The following is a 21,560-nucleotide window of genomic DNA, read 5'->3' as shown; positions in this document are numbered from 1 at the left end:
TGTTGCGAGAGACCTTAGCGCGGAGAATTCCGGTGCGGGCGTACCAGGCGCGGCAGAGCGGCGCGTGCTGGGGAAAATCGGTTATCCACAGGCAACCCAACGCAGCAACTCTGGCCAGTAATCTCGCGGGCATGGAGCAGAGGCATCTCGGCCGGACCGGCCTGCGCGTGTCCAGAATCGGACTCGGCACCCTCACCTGGGGCCGGGACGTCGACGAGCACGACGCCGCGGACATGCTGAAGGCGTTCTGGGAGGCCGGCGGAACCCTCGTCGACACCGCGGACGTGTACGGCGACGGAGAGGCCGAGTATCTGCTCGGACAGCTCATGGAAGGCCTGGTGCCACGCCGGGACCTCGTCATCTCGACGAAGGCGGGCAGCGTCCCCGACCCCGACCGCCGCTTCGACGGCTCCCGCGGCCATCTGCTCGCCGCGCTCGACGCCTCCCTCGCCCGCCTGGGCACGGACTACGTGGACGTCTGGCACGTGCACGCCTACGACCCGGACACCCCGCTGGAGGAGACCCTCCAGGCCATGGACCTGGCCGTCAGCAGCGGCCGCGCGCGCTACGCCGGGGTCTCCAACTTCTGCGGCTGGCAGCTCGCGAAGGCGGCGACCTGGCAGCTCGCGGCGCCCGGCACCCGCACCCGGCTGTGCAGCACCCAGCTGGAGTACTCGCTGCTCCAGCGGGGCGTCGAACGCGAGGTGCTGCCGGCCGCGCTGGACCTGGGCATCGGCCTGCTGCCGTCCTCCCCGCTGGGCCGCGGCGTGCTGACCGCGAAGTACCGCAACGCCACTCCCCCGGACTCGCGCGGCGCCTCCGAACACCTCGCGCCGTTCGTCGCGCCGTACCTCGACGACACCGCGAGCCGGATCGTGGACGCGGTGCAGACGGCGGCGGACGGGCTCGCGGTGACACCGCTGCAGATCGCCCTCGCCTGGGTGCGGGACCGGCCGGGCGTGACCGCGCCGATCGTCGGCGCGCGCAACGCGCAGCAGCTCACGGCGGCATTGTCAGTGGAGGCCCTTAGTCTTCCTGACGAGATCTGCCGGGCGCTGGACGATGTGTCGGCGCCCGTGCACCGCTATCCCGATCACGACTGGAGCACGCTGTGAGCACGGAGCCGGGGCTGGGCGCCAAGCCCGAGGCCGACGGGGGAACGACGGCCGACGGGGCGACGGAGGCCGCAGAGCTCACCGCCGGCACGACCGGGACGAGCGACTCGCCGGACGCCGACGCGCGCACGGGCGGCCGGGGCGGCGACCGGGCCGGCGGAGCCGACGGCGACGCGACCGGGGACGATGCGATCGGAGGCGGCGATGCGGCTGCCGCAGTCACGGCCGGGGACCCGGGGAGCAACGGAGACGACGGCGACGCGACCGGGGACGATGCGACCGAGGGCGGCGATGCGGCCGTCGCAGCTCCTGAGGGCGACGAGGCCGGCGCGGTGGGCCCGGGCGGCGTCGGTGGAGCGAGTGGGGCCCTGGGCGAGGAGGCCTCCGGCGGCTCCGTGGAGGGCGGCGGATCCGGGTCGGGTGACGGCGCCTCGGCAGGTAGCCCCCAGCGGTCCGAGGCCGAGGCCGAGTTGGCTGCTCAGCAGGTCGAGCGGGAGCGGATCGAGCGGCGGAAGGCCGAGCGGACGGGGCCCATCGAGAGCGGGGGCAAGCTGAGCGGCAAGGCGGCCGATCTGCTCGCGGCGATCCGGGCGGTGGAGGGCGGCGAGAAGCCGGTGGCCACCGTGTTCGGCGACCCGGAGCCGGCCCCGCGCCGGGCGGCCCCCGCCCCGGAGCCGGTCCGCCGGCCACAGCCCGCCGCCCCTGCCGCCGTCGCACCCGCCGCGGAGACGGTCGCTGCGGTACGCCGTGTCCTCGCCGACGGCGGTGCGCCCGAGTCGCTCGCGCCCCAGGTCACCGCCGCCCTCGGCGAGGGAGCCGACGCGCTGCTGCGGGAGGACCCCTGGCACCTGCTCCGGGTCTCCGGGGTACGGCCGGACCAGGCCGACGGGTTCGCGCGGGCGCTGCTCGGCGCGGAGTGCGGTCCGGACGACGAGCGACGCGGCCGGGCGGTGACCGGCTGGCTCCTGGAGCAGGCCGCCGTGGCCGGGCACACCGCGCTGGAGATGCCCGCGCTCACCGCGGCGCTGGCCCAGCGGGCGGTGCGCGACCCGGAGGCGGCTGTACAGGACGCGATCGCCGAGGGCGAGGCGCTGGTCTTCCAGGACGCGCTGGATCCGGGCGCCCCCGAGCCCGAGGACGACGAGGAGGAGCGGCCGGTCCGGGTCCTGGTCGGTCTCGAGCGATACGCGCTGGCCGAGGAGAGCCTCGCCGACGGACTGGCCCGGCTGGTCAACTCCCTGTCCAAGGACGCCTCGGAGCCCTGGGAGGCGGCCGCCGCGGCGGCCGCCGGCGGCGCGGCCGAGCTGGCCAGGGCAGTCGCCGGACACGGCCTCGTCCTGCACACGGGCGGCGAGGCGGCCCGCGCCGAACCGGCGGCCCTGCTGACCGCCGCCCGCGCCGCGGGGCTGCGCGCCTTCGCCGCCACGCACGCCCCCGACGGACGCCGCCGTCCCACCGCGTTGCTGGCGGACGGCGGGGAAGCCGTCGGCACCGTCGCCGGTCTCCTCTCCGGTGCGGAGGGTCCCGGCCGGGACGCGGACGGTGCGCTCGCCCTCGACCTGCTGATCGTGCTGGACGCGCCCCAGCTGGACGTGGAGGACGCGGCGATCCTCGTGGAGGCGCTGCCCGACGGGGCCCGGCTGGTGCTGAGCGGCGATCCGGCGGTGTTGTGGTCGGCGGGCGCCGGGCGGGTCTTCGCCGATCTGCTGGCGGCCCGGGTCTGCCCGCAGATCGCCTCCCGCACGCCCGACCCCGGTCCGCTGGGCGAGCTGGTCTCCGGGATCGGCGTCGGCGAACTCCATCAGGTCGAGGCGCCCGGCAAGGAGATCGTGATCGTGCCGGTGCGGGACGCGGGCGAGGCGGTGCACCGGACGGTGCAGCTGGTCGCCGACTCCGTGCCGCGTGCGATCGGCGTCCCCGCCGAACAGACCGTGGTGATCACCCCGGGCCATGGCGGCGCGGCCGGCACCCGCGCCCTCAACACCGTCCTCAAGGAACGGCTCAATCCGGGCCCCGGCCGCTTCGGTGGCTTCGACCCCGGTGACCGGATCGCCTACTCCCCCGTCCCGGGCCGTTCGGTCCCGGGCCAGGTGGTGACGGCCGACGCCGACGGACTGCACCTGTCGTGCGCGGGGGTGACCGTCGTCGTACCGAAGGAGCGGGTGGAGCAGTCCGTCCGCCACGGCTGGGCCCTGACCGCGCACCAGGCGGTGGGCGGCCGGTGGCCGGCGGCGGTCGTGGTCCTCCCCGGCGACGCGGCCCAGTCCCTCAGCCGCCCCTGGGTGTACACGGCGTTCAGCAGGGCGGAGCGGCATCTGTCGGTGGTCCACGGCGTGGAACAGGCCCTGACGAGAGCGGTGTCCGAAGCCCTGCCGAAGCCCCGGACGACCCGCCTCCCGCTCCTGCTCAAGACACAGGTCCCGGCCGGGAACTGAACGGCACGCCGGGGGGCCTGCCCCGGCGTGCCGCCGGGGCAGGCGGTGCCCATCCGGCCTCACCCCCGGAAGGCACCACCGGCCGGCCGTTCAACCAGCGGTCAGCGCTCGGCGTCCAACGGCTCCAGCTCCCCGTCCTCCTCGAGGTCGAGTTCGTCCAGTTCGTCGGTGTCCTCGACGTCCTCGGCGTCTTCGATGTCCTCGTCGTCCTCGTCGTCGAAGACTGCGCTCACGTCGAACCTGCACACCACCCGCTGCGGATCGACCGCCTCGAACGGTGCCTCCAGCCACTCCCCCGGCTCGGCCGGCTCGTCCGCCGCGGTCACCCACAGCGTGGAGTCGCCCTCTTCCAGGCCGAACTCCTTGTGCCGGGAGGCGATCTCGTCCGGTTCGAACTCTCCGAACAGGATCCCCAGCGCCCCGTGGATCGTGCCGGCGGCGTCCTGGTCCGCGCCGGGACCGTCGTCGTACTCCGCCGCCTCGACCCGCTGGGCCTGCGCCAGCAGCCGCTGCGGTTCCGCCACGGCGTAGTCGCGGCGGATCAGCACACTGATCGCGTTCGGTTCCTCGGGGCCCGCGTACGGGGGCAGCGAGTCCTCCGTACCGGGGATCTCGAAGGGTGTGACCTCATCGTAGCGGTCGTAGAGCAGCTCGTCGTAGACCTCGGCGGCCGCGGCCAGCTGGTTGAACGCCTCGTAGACAGCGGGGTCGTCCTCCCCCGACCTGCGTTCGACCGCGGCCAGATGGCGGTCGAGCGCGGTCTTGACCGCCTCGGCGGCGGCGCGTACCTCGGCAGCGGTGGGCTGCGCAGCATCAGACATAGTGCAGACGCTATCCGTACCGGGCACCAGCCCGCACAATAGATGCGATGCCGGAATACGAATTTGTCGACGTGTACGTACCTCGCGGGGTCTCCCGCAAGGACGCCACACGTCTGCTGACGGACCATGCCGAGTACGGACACTGGGAGTTGGACCGACTGAGCCTCATGCGTGACGGCAGCCGCAGGGTGCGGTTGCGCCGGCGGATCATCCGCCAGGTGCGTGCCACATGGTGAGACCGGCCGAATGACGGAAGGGCCCCGCTGTGACGGGGCCCGTTCCGTTCCACGCATCGCCGCGGGAGCGTCACCTTCCGTGTGCTTACGCCGCGGCGCGCGCCCTGCGGTACAGCACCGCGCCCGCGAGCACCGCGCCTGCGCCCGCCGGGAGGGCGAGGCCCAGCGGGAGGTCACTGCCGGTGTGCGCGAGCTGCGCGACGGCCGGACCGGGCTGGGTCACCGAGCTGCTGCCGAGGGTGCCGACGGAGGAGGAGACCCCGCCGCCGGTCGGGCCGGCCCCGCTCCCGGAGTGACCGGGCGCCCCCGGGTGCTGCCCCGGCCCACCTGGCTGCCCCGGGGTTCCGGGGTGACCTGGCGTACCCGGCTGACCCGGAGTTCCGGGCGGGACGCTTCCGTGCCCGCCGTGACCGGGCGGCGTCCCATGTCCATGCCCGCCATGCCCGCCATGCCCGCCATGGCCACCGTGCCCGCCATGACCCGGCGGAGGCGTGTGGTGGTCGCCGCCGGGGCCGTCGTGGTCTCCGTGGCCCCCGCCGTGGGCGCAGTCGTTGCCCACGGCGGTGTTGCCGATGCCGATCACGTTGACGCTGTTGCCGCACACGTTCACCGGTGCGTCGATCGGCGCCTGCACCGTGTTGCCCGACCCGACACCGGGCGAGCCCCCGGTGTGCCCGCCGGCGTGTGAGCCGCCGTGCGCCTCGTGTCCGCCGCCTTGTCCACCGCCCTGTCCGCCGTAGCCGCCCGTCGCACCGCCTCCGCCACCGTGGTTGGCGCACTTGTTGCCCACCGACGGGTTGAGGGCACCGATCACGTTCACGGTGTTGCCGCAGATGTTCACCGGCGCGTGCACCGGCGCCTGCACCGTGTTGCCGGACAGCACGCCGGGTGAGTCGGTGGCCGAGCCGACGGCCCCCGAGTCGGCGTGGGCGTAGCCGCTCGCCGCGGCGATCACGCCGGTCGCCGCGGCCATTGTCATGAGCCCCTTACGGGTTCCTTGTCGCATTTCTGAATTCCCCCCTGCCTCGGATCCTGACCTTTGTATTCCGCGAACATTCCGTGCGGCATACCCGCGGAAAAACCGGTCGGCCCCGGAGCGCACGGCGCGCGCTCCGGGGCCGACGGAAAGACGCCCCTCAGGGAGTCGGCGTCACTTGTTGATGCAGGTGTTGCCGAAGGCGGGGTTCAGCAGCCCGATCACCGAGATCGTGTTGCCGCAGACGTTCACCGGGACGTGCACGGGAACCTGGATCACGTTGCCGGAGACGACACCCGGGGAGCCCACGGCGGCACCCTGAGCACCCGAGTCGGCGACAGCCAGGCCCGCACCCGCGAGAACCAGACCACCAGTGGCAGCCGCAGCAGCGACGACCTTCTTGAGCATTATTCCTCCTTGTTGGCAATGCGGTCCCAAGTAGCGGATCGCATTACCTGTAACGAGGAGGGAGTAATGGAGCTACGAGCTTATCGTCGCATTCACTCTTTTCAGTCCGCCTCGCACAGCCGCCCGATTAGCCGAAGCCATGGCTTCACGACGCGTCGATGAACCGGTCGAGCACCCGCACACCGAACTGCAGACCGTCCACCGGCACCCGCTCGTCCACCCCGTGGAACATGCCCGCGAAGTCCAGCTCCGGCGGCAGCTTGAGCGGCGCGAAGCCGAAGCCGCGGATGCCGAGGTCGTCGAAGGACTTGGCGTCGGTGCCGCCGGAGAGCATGTAGGGGATGGCCTTGGCGGTCGGGTCCTCGGCGAGCAGCGAGGACTGCATGGCCTCCACCAGCGTCCCGTCGAAGCTGGTCTCCAGGGCCTTGTCGGAGTGCACGTCCTCCCGGACCACGTTCGGGCCGAGGATCCGGTCGAGGTCGGCGAGGAACTCCTCCTCGTGGCCGGGCAGGAAGCGGCCGTCGACGTGCGCGGTGGCCTCGCCTGGGATGACGTTGACCTTGTAACCGGCGTTCAGCTGGGTCGGGTTGGCGGTGTTGCTGAGCGTCGCGCCGATGAGCTTGGCGATACCGCCGAGCCTGGCCAGCGTGGACTGCATGTCCTCGGGGTCCAGCTCGGTGCCGAGCGCGTCGCCCAGCTCGTCGAGGAAGGCCCGGGTGGTCTTGGTGACCCGTACCGGGAAGGTGTGCCGGCCGAGCCGGGCGACGGCCTCGGAGAGTTCGGTGATCGCGTTGTCGCGGTGGATCATCGAGCCGTGCCCGGCGGTGCCGGCCACCTTCAGCTTCATCCAGTGCATGCCCTTCTCGGCCGTCTGGATCAGATAGAGCCGCCGCTGCTCGTTCACGGTGAAGGAGAAGCCGCCCACCTCGCTGATCGCCTCGGTGACGCCCTCGAAGAGGCCGGGGTGGTTGTCGACCAGGTACCGGGCGCCGTAGGTGCCGCCGGCCTCCTCGTCGGCGAGGAAGGCGAGCACGATGTCCCGGGGCGGCCGCCGCCCGCTGCGCAGCCGGTCACGCACGACCGCGAGGGTCATGGCGTCCATGTCCTTCATGTCGACGGCGCCCCGGCCCCACACGCACCCGTCCGTGACCTCGCCGGAGAAGGGGTGGTGGGTCCAGTCGTCGGCGTTGGCCGGAACGACGTCGAGGTGGCCGTGGATCAGCAGGGCGGGCCTGGACGGGTCTGTGCCCTCGATGCGGGCCACCGTGGAGGCGCGGCCCGGGTGGGACTCGAAGATCTCCGGTTCGAGGCCGACCTCGGCGAGCTTCTCCGCGACCCACTCGGCGGCCTTGCGCTCGCCGGGCCCGGAGTGGTCGCCGTAGTTGCTGGTGTCGAACCGGATCAGCTCGCGGCAGAGGTCGACGACCTCGTCCTCGCCGGTGACGCCCTTGGCCGTGTCCGTCTCGCTCACGTCGATTCCTCCTGCTGTCACTGCCGGCCGGTCCCCGCCATCCTCTCTCCCTTCCTGCTCCGAGCCCAAGACCGGTCCCGGCCCGTCACACGCCGTTCACGCCCGGCGGCCCCGGTACAGGGTGTGATCGGCCGCCCCTGAAAGCCTGGTAGTGTTTCCTCCGTCGCCGCGAGGGAAACCCCGCACGACAGACACCTTGTCCGGGTGGCGGAATGGCAGACGCGCTAGCTTGAGGTGCTAGTGCCCTTTATCGGGCGTGGGGGTTCAAGTCCCCCCTCGGACACCAGCTGAGACCCCTGTCGATCAGGGGTCTTTTGCTTTCCCCTGCGGCCGCCGAGCCCGCCGGGTCACCGCCGTAGAGTTCTCGCTGTGACAGTTCGCCGCATGCCTGCCGCCGAGGTTTCGGTCTCCGCCGGTCTGGTGCGCCGGCTGCTCGACGAGCAGCACCCCGACCTGGCGGAGCTGCCGGTCGAGGTACTGGCCAACGGCTGGGACAACCTGGTGTGCCGGCTCGGCGAGGAGTTCCTCGTCCGCTTGCCGCGGCGTGCCATGGCCGCCGAGCTCGTCGCGCACGAGCAGCGCTGGTTGCCGGAGTTGGCCGACCGTCTGCCGTTGCCGGTGCCGGCGCCGGTGCGTGTCGGGCGGCCGACGGCCCGGTACCCGTGGTCCTGGAGCGTCGTGCCGTTCTTCGCGGGCCGGATCGCGGCGCGGTCGGAGCCCGACGACCCCTGGTCGGCCGCGGCGACGATCGGCGGTTTCCTGGATGCGCTGCACGCCCCGGCCTCTTCGCAGGCGCCGGTCAACCCGGCTCGCGGGATTCCGCTGGCCGGTCGCGCCGGGGGCGTCCTGACGGGGCTGACGCATGTCGACCCGGACGATCGCGCAACCGCACTGCGGATCTGGGAGAAGGCCGCCGCGGCGCCCGTCTGGGACGGGCCGCCGGTGTGGCTGCACGGGGACCTGCACCCGGCCAACATCCTGGTCGACCGCGGCCGGATCAACGCCGTGATCGACTTCGGTGACATCACCTCCGGTGATCCTGCCACCGACCTGTCCGTGGCCTGGATGCTGTTCACCGCGGAGCAGCGTGCCGTTCTTCGGCGGGCGTACGGCCGCGCGGACGACGCGACGTGGGAGCGGGCCCGGGGGTGGGCGCTCGCCCTGTCCTTGGTCTTCCTGTCGCACTCGGCGGACAACCCGCTGATGCACGGTATCGGCGAGCGCGCCTTCCGCGCGGTGCTGGCGTAGCGGGCGAGAAAGAAACCCCTGCCGGGCAGGGGTTTCTGGTTTTCCGGGGAAGGGGTACGGGCGACCCGGTCGCTGCGGCCCGCTCAGCCGGCGCGGCCTATTCGGCCGTGGCCGAGGGCCGCGGCGGAGGTGAACGCGGAGAGTGCCGCCCGGCCGACCAGCAGGGCGGGCCCGTCGGGCCGCTTGCTGTCGCGGACGGCGACCGTCGCCCCGTCGACGATCCCGCATTCCACGCAGTCGGACTGTGATGCGGACGCCGAGGACTTCCACCAGGTCACCGGCAGAGTCGACGCGTCGTCAACGTGCTTCATTCGCTATTCGTTCTTCCTTATCTGGGTGATCAGTTCCACCGACGCCTCGACGGACTCGGCGGCAGACGTGAGGCGTTGCCACGCGGCCCGGTGCGTGGAGACCCGATCACGTTCCTCGATGTACAGGGCGGAAGTCAGCCCTTCCTGGTGGACGACGTCCAGGTCCGTGTGCGGACCGAAGCCCAGGATGCTGAAGGTGCCGGTCAGCCCGGCGTGGAGGGGAGCGTCCGATCTCAACACCTGGATGTTGATGTTCGGCCGCCGCCCCATCGTAAGCAGGCGCCCCAACTGCTCGTACATCAGGGCGGGATCCTCGGTGGTGGAGCGCAGTGCCTGCTCGGAGACGATCGCCCAGAGCGCCAGCGGGTCGCTGTCACGGGTGAGGACGGCCTGGCGTGCGAGCCGTACCTCGACGAGCGCGTCGACCCGTGCCTCGACCGCCTCCGACATGGCGGTCGCCCGGATGATCTCCCGGGCGTACTCGGCGGTCTGGAGCAGTCCGGGGACCATTCCCAACTGCCAGGTGGAGACCGTCTCGGCCTCCGCCTCCAGGCTGATCAGGTCCTCGTACACCGGGGTGAGGACACCCCGGTACGAGTGCCACCAGCCGCGCCGGCCGCCCTCCTTGGTGAGCGTGATCAGGGCCGCGCGCAGTTCGTCGCTGACGTCACGGCCGAGTTCGGCGTACAGGGTGAGCAGCGCCTGGATGTCCGCTGCCTTGGGGGCCGTCTTGCCGGTCTCCATCCGGGACAGTTTCGAGGAGACGAAGGCTCCTTCGGAGTGCTCCGCGACCTCGTCGAGGGTCAGTTCGCCGCGCAGTTCGCGCAACTTCGCACCGAGCCGTCGTCGGCGCACCGTGGGCGTGCTCACGGATCCCCCTTCTGTCCGGTGAACTGCCCGACAGTCTGCCGTGGCCGCCCCGACCCTCGCCACCGGCTGACGACTTGTGCCGCAAGTCCCCCAAGGAGATGCGCAATTTTTCACATCATGCGGGACGTATTGCGATCGACTGTGCCGTGAAGGCACCATGAATCCGGGAAATACGAAAGAGACCGCACTCGCATGGCGAAGCACCGTGCCTGCGTTGGGACATGCCCGTGAGGGGATCCACATGATCGAACGCCAGCGGAGCACCACGACCGAAATCCGTGCACTGCAAGTCGCCCCGCCGCCGGTCCTGTTACTGGCGAGCGAGCCTCAGTCGGCCAGGGCGGCACGGCTGTTCGTGAGCGACTTCATCACACACCACGCCCCGGACGCCTCCCGTGACCACATCGCCGCGGTCGCCCTGGTCACCTGCGAGCTGGTCACCAACTCGCTGCGCTACGAGACCGACCCGGACGACCCGGTCCGGCTCCTCATCGACTCCGACGGCTCCCGGACCCGGGTCGAGGTGCACGACCCGCTGAGCCGCCACCCCCGGCTGCGGCCCATCTCCGTCGAACGGGACCGGGGGCGGGGGCTGCTCATCCTGGACGCGCTGTGCTCGGGCCGCTGGGGCGTGGGCAATCTGCCCTGGGGCAAGTCCATCTGGGCCGAGGTCAGCGCCGCCTGACCGCTCACCGCGACGGCCGGTTCCGTGGCGACCCACTCCCCTCCCCGCCACGGCACCGGCCGTCGCCGTACGCACCTTCGGACACGCGGAGTTGGCCCGTCTCACGCTGTGTGGCCCATCTCTCGCCACAGGCGGATAATGCCTGGTCAGAGGTTTGTTAAGTTTCAAATGACTAGCCCGAACGGCGGCTTTCGAGTGGCCGTCAGATGAACGGAAGCCTAGCGTCGTACTAACATTTCCGGTTTGTTACCCAGCCGGACCCGGACAACCCCAGGCACACCTGCGGGCCCGCCGGCGCCCCGGAGGGTTCCGGGAACGAGACGCGAGGACCGGATGGCAGCCATAGACGAGAGCAGTGCTCTCGGCCTGCTCGACGAAGAGATCCGCGAGGAGTTCGGGGACACGGCCCGCTTTTCGGCCGGGGCGGCAGCGTCGCCGCGCACGCTCGTAGACGTTTTCGAAGCAAGTGTACGGACTCACCCCGATGAGCCCGCACTGGACGACGGCACCACCCAGCTCACCTACCGCGCGCTCGCGGTGGAGGTGGAGCTGCTGCGGCGGCGGCTCGCCGCGGCGGGGATCGGGCTCGGCGACCGGGTGGGCGTGCGGGTGCCGTCCGGTACCAACGATCTGTACATCGCCGTGCTCGGCACCCTCGCGGCCGGTGCCGCCTACGTGCCCGTCGACGCCGAGGACCCTGACGAACGGGCCGCACTGGTGTTCGGGGAAGCGGAGGTCGCGGCAGTCCTCGGCGAGGGGCTGCACATCGACGTCCGGCGCGCGGACGGCCGTACCGCCGGACGCCCCGGCACCGAGCACGACGCCTGGATCATCTTCACCTCCGGTTCCACCGGCAAGCCCAAGGGCGTCGCCGTCGCCCACCGCAGCGCCGCCGCCTTCGTGGACGCCGAGGCCGCCCTGTTCCTGGCCGAGGAGCCGATCGGACCCGGCGACCGGGTCATGGCGGGTCTCTCGGTGGCCTTCGACGCCTCCTGCGAGGAGATGTGGCTGGCATGGCGCTACGGGGCCTGTCTGGTGCCCGTGCCCCGCTCCCAGGTCCGCAGCGGCGCCGATCTCGGCCCCTGGCTGGTCGAGCAGGAGATCACCGTCGTCTCGACCGTGCCGACCCTGGCCGCGCTCTGGGAGCCCGAGACCCTCAACGACGTCCGCCTCCTGATCTTCGGCGGCGAGGCCTGCCCGCCCGAGCTGGCGCAGCGCCTGGTGACCGAGGGCCGCGAGGTCTGGAACACCTACGGGCCCACCGAGGCCACCGTGGTCGCCTGTGCCGCCCTGATGACCGGCGAGGAGCCGATCCGCATCGGGCTGCCCCTGAACGGCTGGGAGCTCGCCGTCGTGGACGACGCGGGCGAGCCCGTGGCCCTGGGCGAGAGCGGCCAGCTGGTGATCGGCGGGGTCGGCCTCGCCCGGTACCTCGACGCCGAGAAGGACGCGGAGAAGTACGCGCCCCTGGAGTCGCTGGGCTGGAAGCGGGCGTACCGCAGCGGAGACCTGGTGCGGGCCGACCGCGAGGGACTGGTCTTCCTCGGGCGCGCCGACGAGCAGATCAAGCTCGGCGGCCGCCGTATCGAGCTCGGCGAGGTCGACGCGGCCCTCCAGGCGCTCCCCGGCGTCGCGGGCGCCGCGGCGGCCGTACGGACCGCACGCAGCGGCAACCAGCTCCTGGTCGGCTATGTCGTCACCCAGGACGGCTGGGACCACGCCACCGCCGTCGAGAAGCTGCGCGCCGAGCTGCCCGCCGCCCTCGTCCCGCTTATCGCGCCCGTCGCCGAGCTGCCCACCCGTACCTCCGGCAAGGTCGACCGCAACGCCCTCCCCTGGCCCCTGGAGGGCCTGGAGACCGGCGGCCCGGCCGAGCAGCTGTACGGAACCGAGGCCTGGCTCGCCGAACAGTGGACCGAGGTCCTCGGCATCCCGGTGGGCAGCGCCGCCGACGACTTCTTCGCGATCGGCGGCGGCAGCCTGTCCGCCGCCCAGCTCACCACCCGGCTGCGCACCCGCTACCCGAGCGCGGCCGTCCTGGACATCTACCAGCAGCCGGTGCTGCGCAAGCTGGCCCGCCGGCTGGAGGAGTCCGCGCACGACGACGGCGCGCAGCGCACCATCGCCCCGGTGCCGCGCTCCGCCCAGTTCGTGCAGCTCCTGCTGCTGCTCCCGCTGTTCACCCTCCTCGGGCTGCGCTGGACGGTCGTCCTCGCCGCGCTCGGCAATGTGCTGAGCGGCTACGGCTGGCTGCCCACCGCGCCCTGGTGGCTGGTCGGCGTCGGCGCGCTGGCCCTGTTCACCCCGCCCGGCCGGATCGCGATCGCGGCCGGTGGCGCACGGCTGCTGCTGCGCGGTGTGAAGCCCGGCAGGTACAAGCGCGGCGGCTCCGTCCATCTGCGACTGTGGGCGGCGGAGCGGCTGGCCGAGTTCAGCGGGGCGACCACGCTGACGGGGTCCTGGCTGGAGCGGTACGCGCGGGCGCTGGGCGCCAAGATCGGTGCCGAGGTGGACCTGCACTCGCTGCCGCCGGTCACCGGCCTGCTCAGGGTGGGGCGCGGCGCGGCCGTGGAGTCCGAGGTGGACCTGTCCGGCTGCTGGCTGGACGGCGACCGCCTGGAGATCGGCGCGGTCCGGATCGGCGCCCACGCGGTCGTCGGCACGCGCAGCATGCTCTTCCCGGGCGCCCGCGTCGGCAAGCGCGCCGAGGTGGCCCCCGGCTCGGCGGTCACCCGGCAGATCCCGACCGGTCAGCGCTGGGCCGGCGCCCCGGCGGTCAAGCTGGGCAAGGCCAAGCGGAACTGGCCCAAGCAGCGGCCGCAGCGCGGCACGTACTGGCGGGTGATGTACGGCCTGACGGGCCTCGGTCTCAGTGCGCTGCCGGTGCTCGCCGGTGCCGTCGCGCTGCTGGTCGCCGGTCGTTTCGTGGCCCCCGGGGACGGCCTGGCCGAGGCCCTGCGGGGTGCGACGCTGGCCCTGGTCCCGGCGACGCTGGCCTTCGGCCTCGCGTACGCCCTGCTCATCCTCGTCTTCGTACGACTGCTCAGCCTGCGCCTGCGGGTCGGCACGCATCCCACGCACAGCCGGATCGGCTGGCAGGCGTGGACCGTGTCCCAGCTGATGGACCGCTCCCGCGAGACCCTGTTCCCGCTGTACGCCGGTCTGGTCACGCCGGTGTGGCTGCGGCTGCTCGGGATGCGGATCGGGCGGGGTGCAGAGGTGTCGACCGTGCTCGCGCTGCCGAGCCTGACGACGGTCGGCGAGGGCGCGTTCCTGGCCGACGACACGCTGACCGCGCCGTACGAGCTCGGCGGCGGTTATGTGCGGATCGGGCGCGCGGAGATCGGGCGGCGGGCATTCCTCGGGAACTCCGGGATGACCGCGCCGGGCCGCAGCGTGCCGGACGGCGGTCTGGTGGGTGTGCTGTCGGCGACGCCGAAGAAGGCCAAGAAGGGCACCTCGTACCTGGGGTTGCCGCCGGTGAAGCTGCCGCGCAGCGCGGCCGACGGCGACCAGAGCCGGACCTACGAGCCGCCGGCGCGGCTGCTGTGGGCGCGGGCCCTCGTGGAGACGTGCCGGATCGTGCCGGTGCTGTGCTCGGTGGCGCTGGCCGGACTGACGGTCGCCGCGCTGTGCGCGCTCGGTGCCTGGGCGCCGTTGCTCTCCGGGCTGGTGCTGCTCGGCGCCGGTGCGGCCGCGGGTCTGGTGTCCGTGCTGGCCAAGTGGCTGCTGGTCGGACGGCACCGCAGCGGGGAGCACCCGCTGTGGAGTTCGTTCGTGTGGCGCAACGAGCTGGCGGACACCTTCGTGGAGGTGCTGGCGGTACCGTGGCTGGCGGGCTCGGTTCCGGGTACACCCTTGATGACGGCCTGGCTGCGCGGCCTCGGGGCGCGCATCGGCAAGGGTGTCTGGGTGGAGAGCTACTGGCTTCCGGAGACGGATCTGGTGACCCTGGAGGACGCGGCGACCGTGAACCGCGGGTGTGTGCTGCAGACTCACCTCTTCCACGACCGGATCTTGCGGACGGATACTGTTGTTCTCCGTGAGGGCGCCACGTTGGGTCCTGGCGGGATCGTGCTGCCCGGCAGCATGATCGGGGCCCGTACCACCCTGGGTCCCGCGTCGCTCGTCATGGCGGCGGAGTCGGTTCCCGACGACACCCGCTGGCTCGGCAATCCGATCGAGGCATGGCGTCCCTGAGCGCGGGCCGCTCGGTTGCCGCGGGCATCGGCGCACCGAGAGACGGTTCCAGCAAGGCGCAGGGAGCGAACGCGGAAGTGGCAGTGCAGCAGTCAGCGGGTCCGGACCCGTATTTCCCGGACAACGGCGATTCCCGGTACCGGGTGCATCGCTATGAGCTCATGCTGGACTACCGGCCCGGACCCAATCGCCTCTCCGGCATGGCCCGCATCAACGCGATCGCGGGCCGTGCCGCGCTGCCCGAGTTCCAGCTGAACCTGGCCGACTTCAAGATCGGCCGGATCCGGGTGGACGGCCGGCAGCCGCACTGGACGCACCGGGGTGGCAGGCTGCGGATCAAGCCCGCGAAGCCGCTGCGGGCGGGGGCCGCGTTCACCGTGGAGATCCACTGGTCGGGCAACCCCAAGCCGGTGAACAGCCCCTGGGGCGGGATCGGCTGGGAGGAGCTGACGGACGGCGCGCTGGTGGCGAGCCAGCCGACCGGCGCACCCTCGTGGTTCCCGTGCAACGACCGGCCGGCCGACAAGGCGTCGTACCTGATCTCGGTCACCTGCCCGTCGGCGTACTCGGTGGTGGCCGGCGGCCGGCTGCTCACGCGTACCACCAAGGCGTCCACGACGACCTGGGTGTTCGAGCAGGCGGCGCCGACGTCGAGCTATCTGGTGAGCCTGGCGATCGGCAAGTTCCAGACCGTGCTGCTGGGCGACCCGGGCTTCGGCGGGGTGCCGATGCACGGTCACATACCGGCCCATCTACTCCCCGAGTTCTCCCGGGACTTCGCGCGGCAGCCCGCGATGATGGACCTGTTCCAGCGGCTGTTCGGGCCGTACCCCTTCGACGAGTACGCCGTCGTCGTCGCCGACGAGGAGTTCGATGTCCCCGTCGAGGCCCAGGGGTTGTCGCTGTTCGGCGCCAACCACGTGGACGGGGCGCGGGGTTCGGAGCGGCTGGTGGCGCACGAACTCGCCCACCAGTGGTTCGGCAACAGCGTGTCCATCGCCGACTGGCGCCACATCTGGCTGAACGAGGGGCTCGCCAAGTACGCGGAGTGGCTGTGGTCGGAACGGTCGGGCGGCCGTAGCGCCCAGCAACTGGCCGCCGTGGCCCACCGGTTGCTGTCCGGGATGCCGCAGGACATCCGGATCGCCGCCCCCGGCAAGAAGGCGATGTTCGACGACCGGCTCTACGAACGCGGCGGGGTCACGATCCACGCGATCCGCTGCGCGCTCGGCGACGAGCGGTTCTTCCACATGCTGCGCGCCTGGGCGGGGCTGCACCGCGGCGGGGCCGTGACCACGGCGATGTTCACGGCCCATGTGAACCGGTTCGCGGACGAGCCGCTGGACGGCCTCCTCGACGCCTGGGTGCACCGTACGGCGCTGCCCGCGCTGCCCGTCCAGGCCGTCCCGGCGCGTCCGGCCCAGCCGCCCACCAACGCCGAGTCGGCCTAGGCGGGCCGGTCGTCGGGGCAGGCGGGCGGATCGCCGAGAATGGGCCGTGACCACGGCGATGTTCACGGCCCATGTGAACCGGTTCGCGGACGAGCCGCTGGACGGCCTCCTCGACGCCTGGGTGCACCGTACGGCGCTGCCCGCGCTGCCCGTCCAGGCCGTCCCGGCGCGTCCGGCCCAGCCGCCCACCAACGCCGAGTCGGCCTAGGCGGGCCGGTCGTCGGGGCAGGCGGGCGGATCGCCGAGAATGGGGCCCATGTCCCGACGCACCTCGCAGTCCAAGCGGCAGCACGGCTCCGCCCCGGTCCACACCCCCGCCTGCCCGTGCGGTCTCGCGGAGACGTACGAAGAGTGCTGCGGCCGGTTCCTCCGGGGAGCGGCCGTGGCGCCCACGGCCGAGCGGCTGATGCGCTCGCGCTACAGCGCCTTCGTCAGGCGCGACGAGGCGTACCTGCTGCGGACCTGGCATCCGCGGACGCGCCCGCCCCGGATCGACTTCGAGCCGGGGATGCGCTGGACCGGTCTGGAGATCCTGGAGACGACCGACGGTTCGGCCTTCCACACCACCGGCACCGTGACCTTCCGTGCCTCCTTCAAGGGCGGCTCACTGCACGAGCGCAGCCGGTTCGAGCGGCTGGACGGGGCCTGGGTGTACGTGGACGGGGAGTTCCAGGACTAGGGCCTAGGGCGCGAGGATGTCCAGTTCCTGCAGGGCGCCCACCGTGATCTCCCGGGTGAGCTGTTCCGCGCGGGCCGCGTCGCCCTCCCGTACCGCCTCGGCGACCTGGACGTGGAGGGTGACGGCGGCCGGGTCGGGGTCCTCGAACATCACCTCGTGGTGGGTACGGCCCGCGAGGACCTCGGCCACCACGTCACCGAGCCGGGCGAACATCTCGTTGCCGGACGCGACCAGGATCACCCGGTGGAACGCCATGTCGTGGACGAGGTATCCCTCCAGCTTGTGGCCGCGTGAGTTCGCCACCATGCCGAGCGCGCACTCGGTGAGCTCGGCGCACTGCTCCGCCGTGGCGTGCTTCGCCGCCAGGCCCGCCGCCACCGGCTCGATCGCCGAGCGCAGCACCGTGAGCGAACGCAGCTGGTGCGGGCGGTCGGCGCCCGCCAGCCGCCAGCGGATGACCTGCGGGTCGTAGAGGTTCCAGGCGGCCTTGGGCCGGACCGTCACGCCCACCCGGCGGCGGGACTCGACCAGGTGCATGGACTCCAGCACCCGGACCGCCTCGCGCATCACGGAGCGGGACACCGCGAAGTGCTGGGCCAGTTCGTCCGTGCGCAGGACGCTGCCCGGCGGGTACTCGCCCGCGGTGATCGCGGGGCCCAGGGAGTCCAGTACGCGGCCGTGCAGCCCCCGGCCCGGTGTGCTCATGCACTCAGCGTACCGAGTGGATCACAGACCCAAAAAGTCAGACTTATATGTCACACACCCTTGAATTCGTCGTACCTAATGGGTTTCAGTGAGGCCGACACCGGATGTCGTAGGCCGGTGTCGCTCGTCGAGGGCATGCGCCGTCTCGTCGAGGAACCTCCGAGGTAGACAGCGAGGCAGCGATGCGGACCCCCCACGTCGTCGTGGTGATGGGCGTAGCCGGTACGGGCAAGACCACGATCGGTCCCCTGCTCGCCGCCCGGCTCGGCGTCCCGTACGCCGAGGGCGACGACTTCCACCCGCCCGCCAACATCGCCAAGATGTCGGCCGGGCACCCGCTCGACGACGCCGACCGGTGGCCGTGGCTGGACGCCATCGGCTCCTGGGCGCACGGGCGGGAGGGGCTGGGCGGGGTGGTCAGCAGCTCCGCGCTGAAGCGGTCGTACCGCGACCGGCTGCGCGCCGCCGCCCCCGGTGTGGTGTTCGTGCACCTCACCGGCGACCGGAAGCTCATCGAGGACCGGATGTCGCACCGGCAGGGTCACTTCATGCCGACGGCGCTGCTGGACTCCCAGTTCGCCACCCTCGAGCCGCTGGCGGCGGACGAACCCGGCGTCGCCGTGGACGTCTCCGGCACCCCCGAGGAGATCACCGCCCGCGCCGTACGGGCGCTGGACGCGCTGCCCGGCCTCACCCCGCGGTAACCGAACGCCCCACTCCCCCTTCGTCCCCATAACTCCAAGGAACCCCCGTGACCAGACTCAACGTCGAGATGCTGGCAGCGGACGCCGTCGCGCCCATCACCTCGGCCGGACACGCCCGGCTGGGCATCGCCGTGCTCGCGGGCATCGCGGTCATCGTCCTGCTCATCACCAAGTTCAAGCTGCACGCCTTCCTGGCGCTGACCATCGGCTCGCTCGCGCTGGGCGCGTTCGCCGGGGCGCCGCTCGACAAGGTCATCACCAGCTTCACCACCGGCCTCGGCTCCACGGTCGCCGGCGTGGGTGTCCTGATCGCGCTCGGGGCGATCCTGGGCAAGCTGCTGGCCGACTCCGGCGGCGCGGACCAGATCGTCGACACGATCCTCGCGAAGGCCGGCGGGCGCGCCATGCCGTGGGCGATGGTGCTGATCGCCTCCGTGATCGGCCTGCCGCTGTTCTTCGAGGTCGGCATCGTGCTGCTGATCCCGGTGGTGCTGATGGTCGCCAAGCGCGGGAACTACTCCCTGATGCGCATCGGCATCCCGGCCCTCGCGGGCCTGTCCGTGATGCACGGCCTGGTGCCGCCGCACCCCGGCCCGCTGGTCGCGATCGACGCGGTCCACGCGAACCTGGGCGTGACCCTGGCCCTGGGCGTGCTGGTCGCGATCCCGACCGTGATCGTCGCCGGTCCGCTGTTCTCCAAGGTCGCCGCGCGCTGGGTGGACGTCCAGGCGCCCGACCGGATGCTCCCGCAGCGCCCGTCGGAGGAGCTGGAGAAGCGTCCCGGCTTCGGCGCGACCCTCGTCACGATCCTGCTCCCCGTCGTCCTGATGCTGGCCAAGGCGCTGGTGGACATAGTCGTCGACGACCCGACGCACACCGTCCAGCGCGTCTTCGACGTCATCGGCTCCCCCCTGATCGCTCTCCTCGCGGCCGTGATCGTCGGCATCTTCACGCTGGGCCGCCCGGCCGGGTTCTCCCGGGAGCGGATCTCGCAGACCGTCGAGAAGGGCCTCATGCCCATCGCGGGCATCCTGCTCATCGTGGGCGCGGGCGGCGGCTTCAAGCAGACGCTGATCGACTGCGGTGTGGGCCAGATGATCCTGGAGATCTCCAGGGACTGGTCGATACCGGCGCTGCTGCTGGCCTGGCTGATCGCGGTGGCGATCCGGCTCGCGACGGGCTCGGCGACGGTCGCCACGGTCTCGGCGGCGGGCCTGGTGGCTCCCCTCGCGGCCGACATGTCGACCGCCCACACCGCCCTCCTCGTCCTCGCCATCGGCGCCGGCTCGCTCTTCTTCAGCCATGTCAACGACGCCGGTTTCTGGCTGGTCAAGGAGTACTTCGGCCTGAGCGTCGGCCAGACCCTCAAGACCTGGTCCGTCATGGAGACGATCATCTCGGTCGTCGCGGGCGGTCTGGTCCTCCTCCTGTCCCTCGTGATCTAGGCGGTGCGACGATGACGGCTCACCCCCTCTTCGACATCAGCGGCCGGACCGCCCTGGTCACGGGCTCCAGCCGGGGCATCGGCCGCGCGCTGGCCCGGGGCCTGGCGGAGGCCGGCTGCACGGTGGTCCTCAACGGCCGGGACCCGGACCGGCTGGCCGAGGCGGCCGCCGGGATCCCCGGCTCCCATGCGGCCGCGTTCGACGTGACCGACGGGCCGTCGGTGGCCGCCGGCATCGCGGATGTGGAGGAGCGGGTGGGCCCGCTCGACATCCTGGTCAACAACGCGGGCATGCAGCTGCGCGCCCCGCTCCTGGAGTTCACGGACACGGACTGGCACCGCATCCTGAACACCAACCTGACGAGCGCGTTCCTGGTGGGCCGGGAGGCGGCCCGGCACATGACGGCCCGCGGCCACGGCAAGATCGTCAACATCTGCTCGCTGCAGAGCGAGGTGGTCCGCCCCGGCATCGCGCCGTACGCGGCGACCAAGGGCGCGCTGAAGATGCTCACCAAGGGCATGTGCGCCGACTGGGGCCCGCACGGCGTCCAGGTGAACGGCCTGGGCCCCGGCTACATCGAGACCGAGCTGACCCGGCCCCTCGTCGACGACGAGGAGTTCAGCGCCTGGGTGCGCCGCCGCACCCCGGCCGGCCGGTGGGGCCGTACGGAGGACCTGGTGGGCGGGGTGCTGTTCCTCGCCTCCCCCGCCGCGGATTTCATCAGCGGACAGGTGCTGTACGTCGACGGCGGCATGACGAGCGTGCTGTGAAGGGGGCCGGGCGGATGCTGGGTTGTGTGATCCATGGCGAGGGTGACCTGCGGGTGGCGGAACTGCCGTCCCCGCAGCCCGGCCCCGGCCAGGTCCTGGTCGACGTCCGCTACGGCGGTGTCTGCGGCTCGGACCTGCACTACTGGCGGCACGGCGGGGTCGGTGACTTCCGGCTGCGCGAACCGATGGTGCTGGGCCACGAGGTGGTGGGCACCGCCGTCACCGGGCCGCTCGCGGGCCTGCCGGTCGCGGTGCACCCGGCGACTCCGTGCGGGGTCTGCCCGGAGTGCGCGGACGGCCGGGCGAACGTCTGCCGGGACACCCGCTACCTCGGCAGCGCGGCCCGCTTCCCGCACGTCCAGGGCGGGTTCGCGGCGCGGCTGGCCGTACCGGCGGGCCAGTTGCGGCCCCTGCCGGAGGGGCTCGGTCTGCGGCGGGCCGCACTCGCCGAACCCCTGTCGGTCGCGCTCCACGCGGTACGCCGGGCCGGGGCGGTGGCCGGAAAGCATGTGCTGGTCACCGGGGCCGGCCCGATCGGCTGCCTGGTGGTGGCGGCGCTCCGTGCGGCGGGCGCGGCCCATGTCACGGTCACCGATCTGCTCCCGGAGGCGCTGCGCTACGCAGCGGTCGCCGGTGCCGGCACGGTCGTACGGGCCGACGATCCCGCCGACTCCGGATGGCCGGCGGAGGTCGATGTGGCGATCGAGGCGTCGGGGGTGGCGGCGGGCCTGGACACGTGCCTACGGCTGGTACGCCGCGGTGGCGTCGTCGTCCAGCTGGGCATGCTGCCGCCGGGCCGGTCCCCGTTCGCCGGGAACCTGGTGGTGAGCCGGGAGATCGAACTCCGGGGCGCGTTCCGCTTCGACGGGGAGTTCGACGAGGCACTGGAGCTGCTGTCCCGGGAGCCCGCGTTCGACGGCCTGATCAGCGCGGTCGTTCCGGTACGGAAGGCCGAGGAGGCGTTCCGGCTGGCCGCCGACCGAAGCATGTCCTGCAAGGTGCTGCTGGACTTCGAGAGCTGAGGGAGTCG

The 21,560-nt window shown here is 72.3% G+C and carries 20 protein-coding genes and 1 tRNA gene; 14 read left to right on the top strand and 7 right to left on the bottom strand.

Annotated elements, in window-relative coordinates; genetic code table 11:
• The first annotated feature begins 131 nt into the window (after nucleotides 1-131).
• Both EDD90_RS42075 and EDD90_RS42070 read left to right on the top strand, forming a co-directional pair.
• The gene (locus tag EDD90_RS42075) at nucleotides 132-1,115 is read left to right on the top strand and encodes an aldo/keto reductase (RefSeq protein ID WP_123978337.1); all 984 of its coding nucleotides are present in this window, start codon (nucleotides 132-134) and stop codon (nucleotides 1,113-1,115) included.
• Nucleotides 1,112-3,550 carry a helix-hairpin-helix domain-containing protein gene (locus EDD90_RS42070; protein ID WP_260328474.1) on the top strand — a complete coding sequence of 813 codons (2,439 nt, stop codon included), beginning with the start codon at nucleotides 1,112-1,114 and terminating at the stop codon, nucleotides 3,548-3,550. The genes EDD90_RS42075 and EDD90_RS42070 overlap by 4 nt, the downstream gene beginning before the upstream one ends.
• A gap of 101 nt (nucleotides 3,551-3,651) precedes the next feature.
• On the opposite strand, the gene EDD90_RS42065 is transcribed toward EDD90_RS42070, so the two are convergent.
• Complete coding sequence (locus tag EDD90_RS42065; protein WP_123978336.1) at nucleotides 3,652-4,371, bottom strand: hypothetical protein; 720 nt, start codon at nucleotides 4,369-4,371, stop codon at nucleotides 3,652-3,654.
• Nucleotides 4,372-4,418: 47 nt separating this feature from the next.
• Between EDD90_RS42065 and EDD90_RS42060 the strand changes: the two genes are divergently transcribed.
• Nucleotides 4,419-4,607 (top strand): DUF5703 family protein, encoded by a 189-nt coding sequence (locus EDD90_RS42060; RefSeq protein ID WP_007380901.1) that lies wholly within the window; start codon nucleotides 4,419-4,421, stop codon nucleotides 4,605-4,607.
• A gap of 85 nt (nucleotides 4,608-4,692) precedes the next feature.
• Here the strand turns inward: EDD90_RS42060 and EDD90_RS42055 are convergent, their stop codons facing one another.
• The 3 genes from EDD90_RS42055 to EDD90_RS42045 all read right to left on the bottom strand — a co-directional run bounded on the left by EDD90_RS42055 (nucleotide 4,693) and on the right by EDD90_RS42045 (nucleotide 7,462).
• Nucleotides 4,693-5,613, bottom strand: a complete 921-nt coding sequence (locus tag EDD90_RS42055) for a chaplin (protein ID WP_123978335.1) — start codon at nucleotides 5,611-5,613, stop codon at nucleotides 4,693-4,695.
• Nucleotides 5,614-5,757: 144 nt separating this feature from the next.
• Nucleotides 5,758-5,991 (bottom strand): chaplin ChpH, encoded by a 234-nt coding sequence (gene chpH / locus EDD90_RS42050; protein ID WP_123978334.1) that lies wholly within the window; start codon nucleotides 5,989-5,991, stop codon nucleotides 5,758-5,760.
• 145 nt (nucleotides 5,992-6,136) lie between these two features.
• Entirely contained in the window at nucleotides 6,137-7,462 is a 1,326-nt protein-coding gene (locus EDD90_RS42045; RefSeq protein WP_123978333.1) for a M20/M25/M40 family metallo-hydrolase, read from the bottom strand.
• A gap of 198 nt (nucleotides 7,463-7,660) precedes the next feature.
• Here EDD90_RS42045 and EDD90_RS42040 point away from each other — a divergent pair.
• Nucleotides 7,661-7,748, top strand: a tRNA-Leu gene (locus EDD90_RS42040).
• Nucleotides 7,749-7,846: 98 nt separating this feature from the next.
• The gene (locus tag EDD90_RS42035) at nucleotides 7,847-8,710 is read left to right on the top strand and encodes an aminoglycoside phosphotransferase family protein (RefSeq protein ID WP_185149415.1); all 864 of its coding nucleotides are present in this window, start codon (nucleotides 7,847-7,849) and stop codon (nucleotides 8,708-8,710) included.
• Nucleotides 8,711-8,793: 83 nt separating this feature from the next.
• On the opposite strand, the gene EDD90_RS42030 is transcribed toward EDD90_RS42035, so the two are convergent.
• Together EDD90_RS42030 and EDD90_RS42025 are read right to left on the bottom strand one after the other, a co-directional pair.
• The gene (locus EDD90_RS42030) at nucleotides 8,794-9,021 is read right to left on the bottom strand and encodes a DUF397 domain-containing protein (protein ID WP_123978332.1); all 228 of its coding nucleotides are present in this window, start codon (nucleotides 9,019-9,021) and stop codon (nucleotides 8,794-8,796) included.
• 3 nt (nucleotides 9,022-9,024) lie between these two features.
• A complete protein-coding gene (locus EDD90_RS42025) occupies nucleotides 9,025-9,891 on the bottom strand; it encodes a helix-turn-helix transcriptional regulator (RefSeq protein WP_123978331.1) in 867 nt (288 codons plus the stop codon).
• Nucleotides 9,892-10,132: 241 nt separating this feature from the next.
• On the opposite strand from EDD90_RS42025, the gene EDD90_RS42020 reads away from it, so the two are divergent.
• From EDD90_RS42020 to EDD90_RS42000, 5 genes are all read left to right on the top strand, one after another.
• Nucleotides 10,133-10,576, top strand: a complete 444-nt coding sequence (locus EDD90_RS42020; RefSeq protein WP_123978330.1) for an ATP-binding protein — start codon at nucleotides 10,133-10,135, stop codon at nucleotides 10,574-10,576.
• A 333-nt stretch (nucleotides 10,577-10,909) separates the two neighbouring features.
• Nucleotides 10,910-14,776, top strand: coding sequence for a Pls/PosA family non-ribosomal peptide synthetase (locus EDD90_RS42015; RefSeq protein ID WP_123978329.1), 3,867 nt, complete (start codon nucleotides 10,910-10,912; stop codon nucleotides 14,774-14,776).
• Nucleotides 14,777-14,853: 77 nt separating this feature from the next.
• A complete protein-coding gene (locus tag EDD90_RS42010) occupies nucleotides 14,854-16,227 on the top strand; it encodes a M1 family metallopeptidase (protein ID WP_123982202.1) in 1,374 nt (457 codons plus the stop codon).
• Nucleotides 16,228-16,273: 46 nt separating this feature from the next.
• A complete protein-coding gene (locus tag EDD90_RS42005) occupies nucleotides 16,274-16,435 on the top strand; it encodes a hypothetical protein (RefSeq protein WP_311737245.1) in 162 nt (53 codons plus the stop codon).
• A 48-nt stretch (nucleotides 16,436-16,483) separates the two neighbouring features.
• Nucleotides 16,484-16,906, top strand: a complete 423-nt coding sequence (locus tag EDD90_RS42000; protein WP_123978328.1) for a YchJ family protein — start codon at nucleotides 16,484-16,486, stop codon at nucleotides 16,904-16,906.
• Nucleotides 16,907-16,909: 3 nt separating this feature from the next.
• Here EDD90_RS42000 and EDD90_RS41995 read toward each other — a convergent pair whose 3' ends face one another.
• Nucleotides 16,910-17,611: a FadR/GntR family transcriptional regulator gene (locus EDD90_RS41995; protein WP_123978327.1), complete on the bottom strand. Its 702-nt coding sequence runs from the start codon at nucleotides 17,609-17,611 to the stop codon at nucleotides 16,910-16,912.
• 182 nt (nucleotides 17,612-17,793) lie between these two features.
• On the opposite strand from EDD90_RS41995, the gene EDD90_RS41990 reads away from it, so the two are divergent.
• The 4 genes from EDD90_RS41990 to EDD90_RS41975 are packed head-to-tail and all read left to right on the top strand — an operon-like array spanning nucleotide 17,794 to nucleotide 21,552.
• Nucleotides 17,794-18,315: a gluconokinase gene (locus EDD90_RS41990; RefSeq protein ID WP_123978326.1), complete on the top strand. Its 522-nt coding sequence runs from the start codon at nucleotides 17,794-17,796 to the stop codon at nucleotides 18,313-18,315.
• Between the two features lie 47 nt (nucleotides 18,316-18,362).
• Nucleotides 18,363-19,760 (top strand): gluconate:H+ symporter, encoded by a 1,398-nt coding sequence (locus EDD90_RS41985; protein ID WP_123978325.1) that lies wholly within the window; start codon nucleotides 18,363-18,365, stop codon nucleotides 19,758-19,760.
• A gap of 11 nt (nucleotides 19,761-19,771) precedes the next feature.
• Nucleotides 19,772-20,530: an SDR family oxidoreductase gene (locus EDD90_RS41980; RefSeq protein ID WP_123978324.1), complete on the top strand. Its 759-nt coding sequence runs from the start codon at nucleotides 19,772-19,774 to the stop codon at nucleotides 20,528-20,530.
• Nucleotides 20,531-20,544: 14 nt separating this feature from the next.
• Nucleotides 20,545-21,552 carry an L-idonate 5-dehydrogenase gene (locus EDD90_RS41975; protein WP_123978323.1) on the top strand — a complete coding sequence of 336 codons (1,008 nt, stop codon included), beginning with the start codon at nucleotides 20,545-20,547 and terminating at the stop codon, nucleotides 21,550-21,552.
• The last annotated feature ends 8 nt before the right edge of the window (nucleotides 21,553-21,560 follow it).

This window comes from Streptomyces sp. Ag109_O5-1, from assembly GCF_003814875.1.
GTDB classification, from domain to species: Bacteria; Actinomycetota; Actinomycetes; order Streptomycetales; family Streptomycetaceae; genus Streptomyces; species Streptomyces sasae.
The sequence above is the reverse complement of the archived record's forward strand: the minus strand, read 5'-3'. Positions and strand labels throughout refer to the sequence as shown.

Coding starts and splice junctions, on each gene's coding strand:
- EDD90_RS42075 (WP_123978337.1), top strand. CDS start 132: ATGGAGCAGAGGCATCTCGGCCGGACCGGCCTGCGCGTGTCCAGAATC.
- EDD90_RS42065 (WP_123978336.1), bottom strand. CDS start 4,371: ATGTCTGATGCTGCGCAGCCCACCGCTGCCGAGGTACGCGCCGCCGCC.
- EDD90_RS42060 (WP_007380901.1), top strand. CDS start 4,419: ATGCCGGAATACGAATTTGTCGACGTGTACGTACCTCGCGGGGTCTCC.
- EDD90_RS42055 (WP_123978335.1), bottom strand. CDS start 5,613: ATGCGACAAGGAACCCGTAAGGGGCTCATGACAATGGCCGCGGCGACC.
- chpH (WP_123978334.1), bottom strand. CDS start 5,991: ATGCTCAAGAAGGTCGTCGCTGCTGCGGCTGCCACTGGTGGTCTGGTT.
- EDD90_RS42035 (WP_185149415.1), top strand. CDS start 7,847: ATGCCTGCCGCCGAGGTTTCGGTCTCCGCCGGTCTGGTGCGCCGGCTG.
- EDD90_RS42030 (WP_123978332.1), bottom strand. CDS start 9,021: ATGAAGCACGTTGACGACGCGTCGACTCTGCCGGTGACCTGGTGGAAG.
- EDD90_RS42020 (WP_123978330.1), top strand. CDS start 10,133: ATGATCGAACGCCAGCGGAGCACCACGACCGAAATCCGTGCACTGCAA.
- EDD90_RS42015 (WP_123978329.1), top strand. CDS start 10,910: ATGGCAGCCATAGACGAGAGCAGTGCTCTCGGCCTGCTCGACGAAGAG.
- EDD90_RS42000 (WP_123978328.1), top strand. CDS start 16,484: ATGTCCCGACGCACCTCGCAGTCCAAGCGGCAGCACGGCTCCGCCCCG.
- EDD90_RS41995 (WP_123978327.1), bottom strand. CDS start 17,611: ATGAGCACACCGGGCCGGGGGCTGCACGGCCGCGTACTGGACTCCCTG.
- EDD90_RS41990 (WP_123978326.1), top strand. CDS start 17,794: ATGCGGACCCCCCACGTCGTCGTGGTGATGGGCGTAGCCGGTACGGGC.
- EDD90_RS41980 (WP_123978324.1), top strand. CDS start 19,772: ATGACGGCTCACCCCCTCTTCGACATCAGCGGCCGGACCGCCCTGGTC.
- EDD90_RS41975 (WP_123978323.1), top strand. CDS start 20,545: ATGCTGGGTTGTGTGATCCATGGCGAGGGTGACCTGCGGGTGGCGGAA.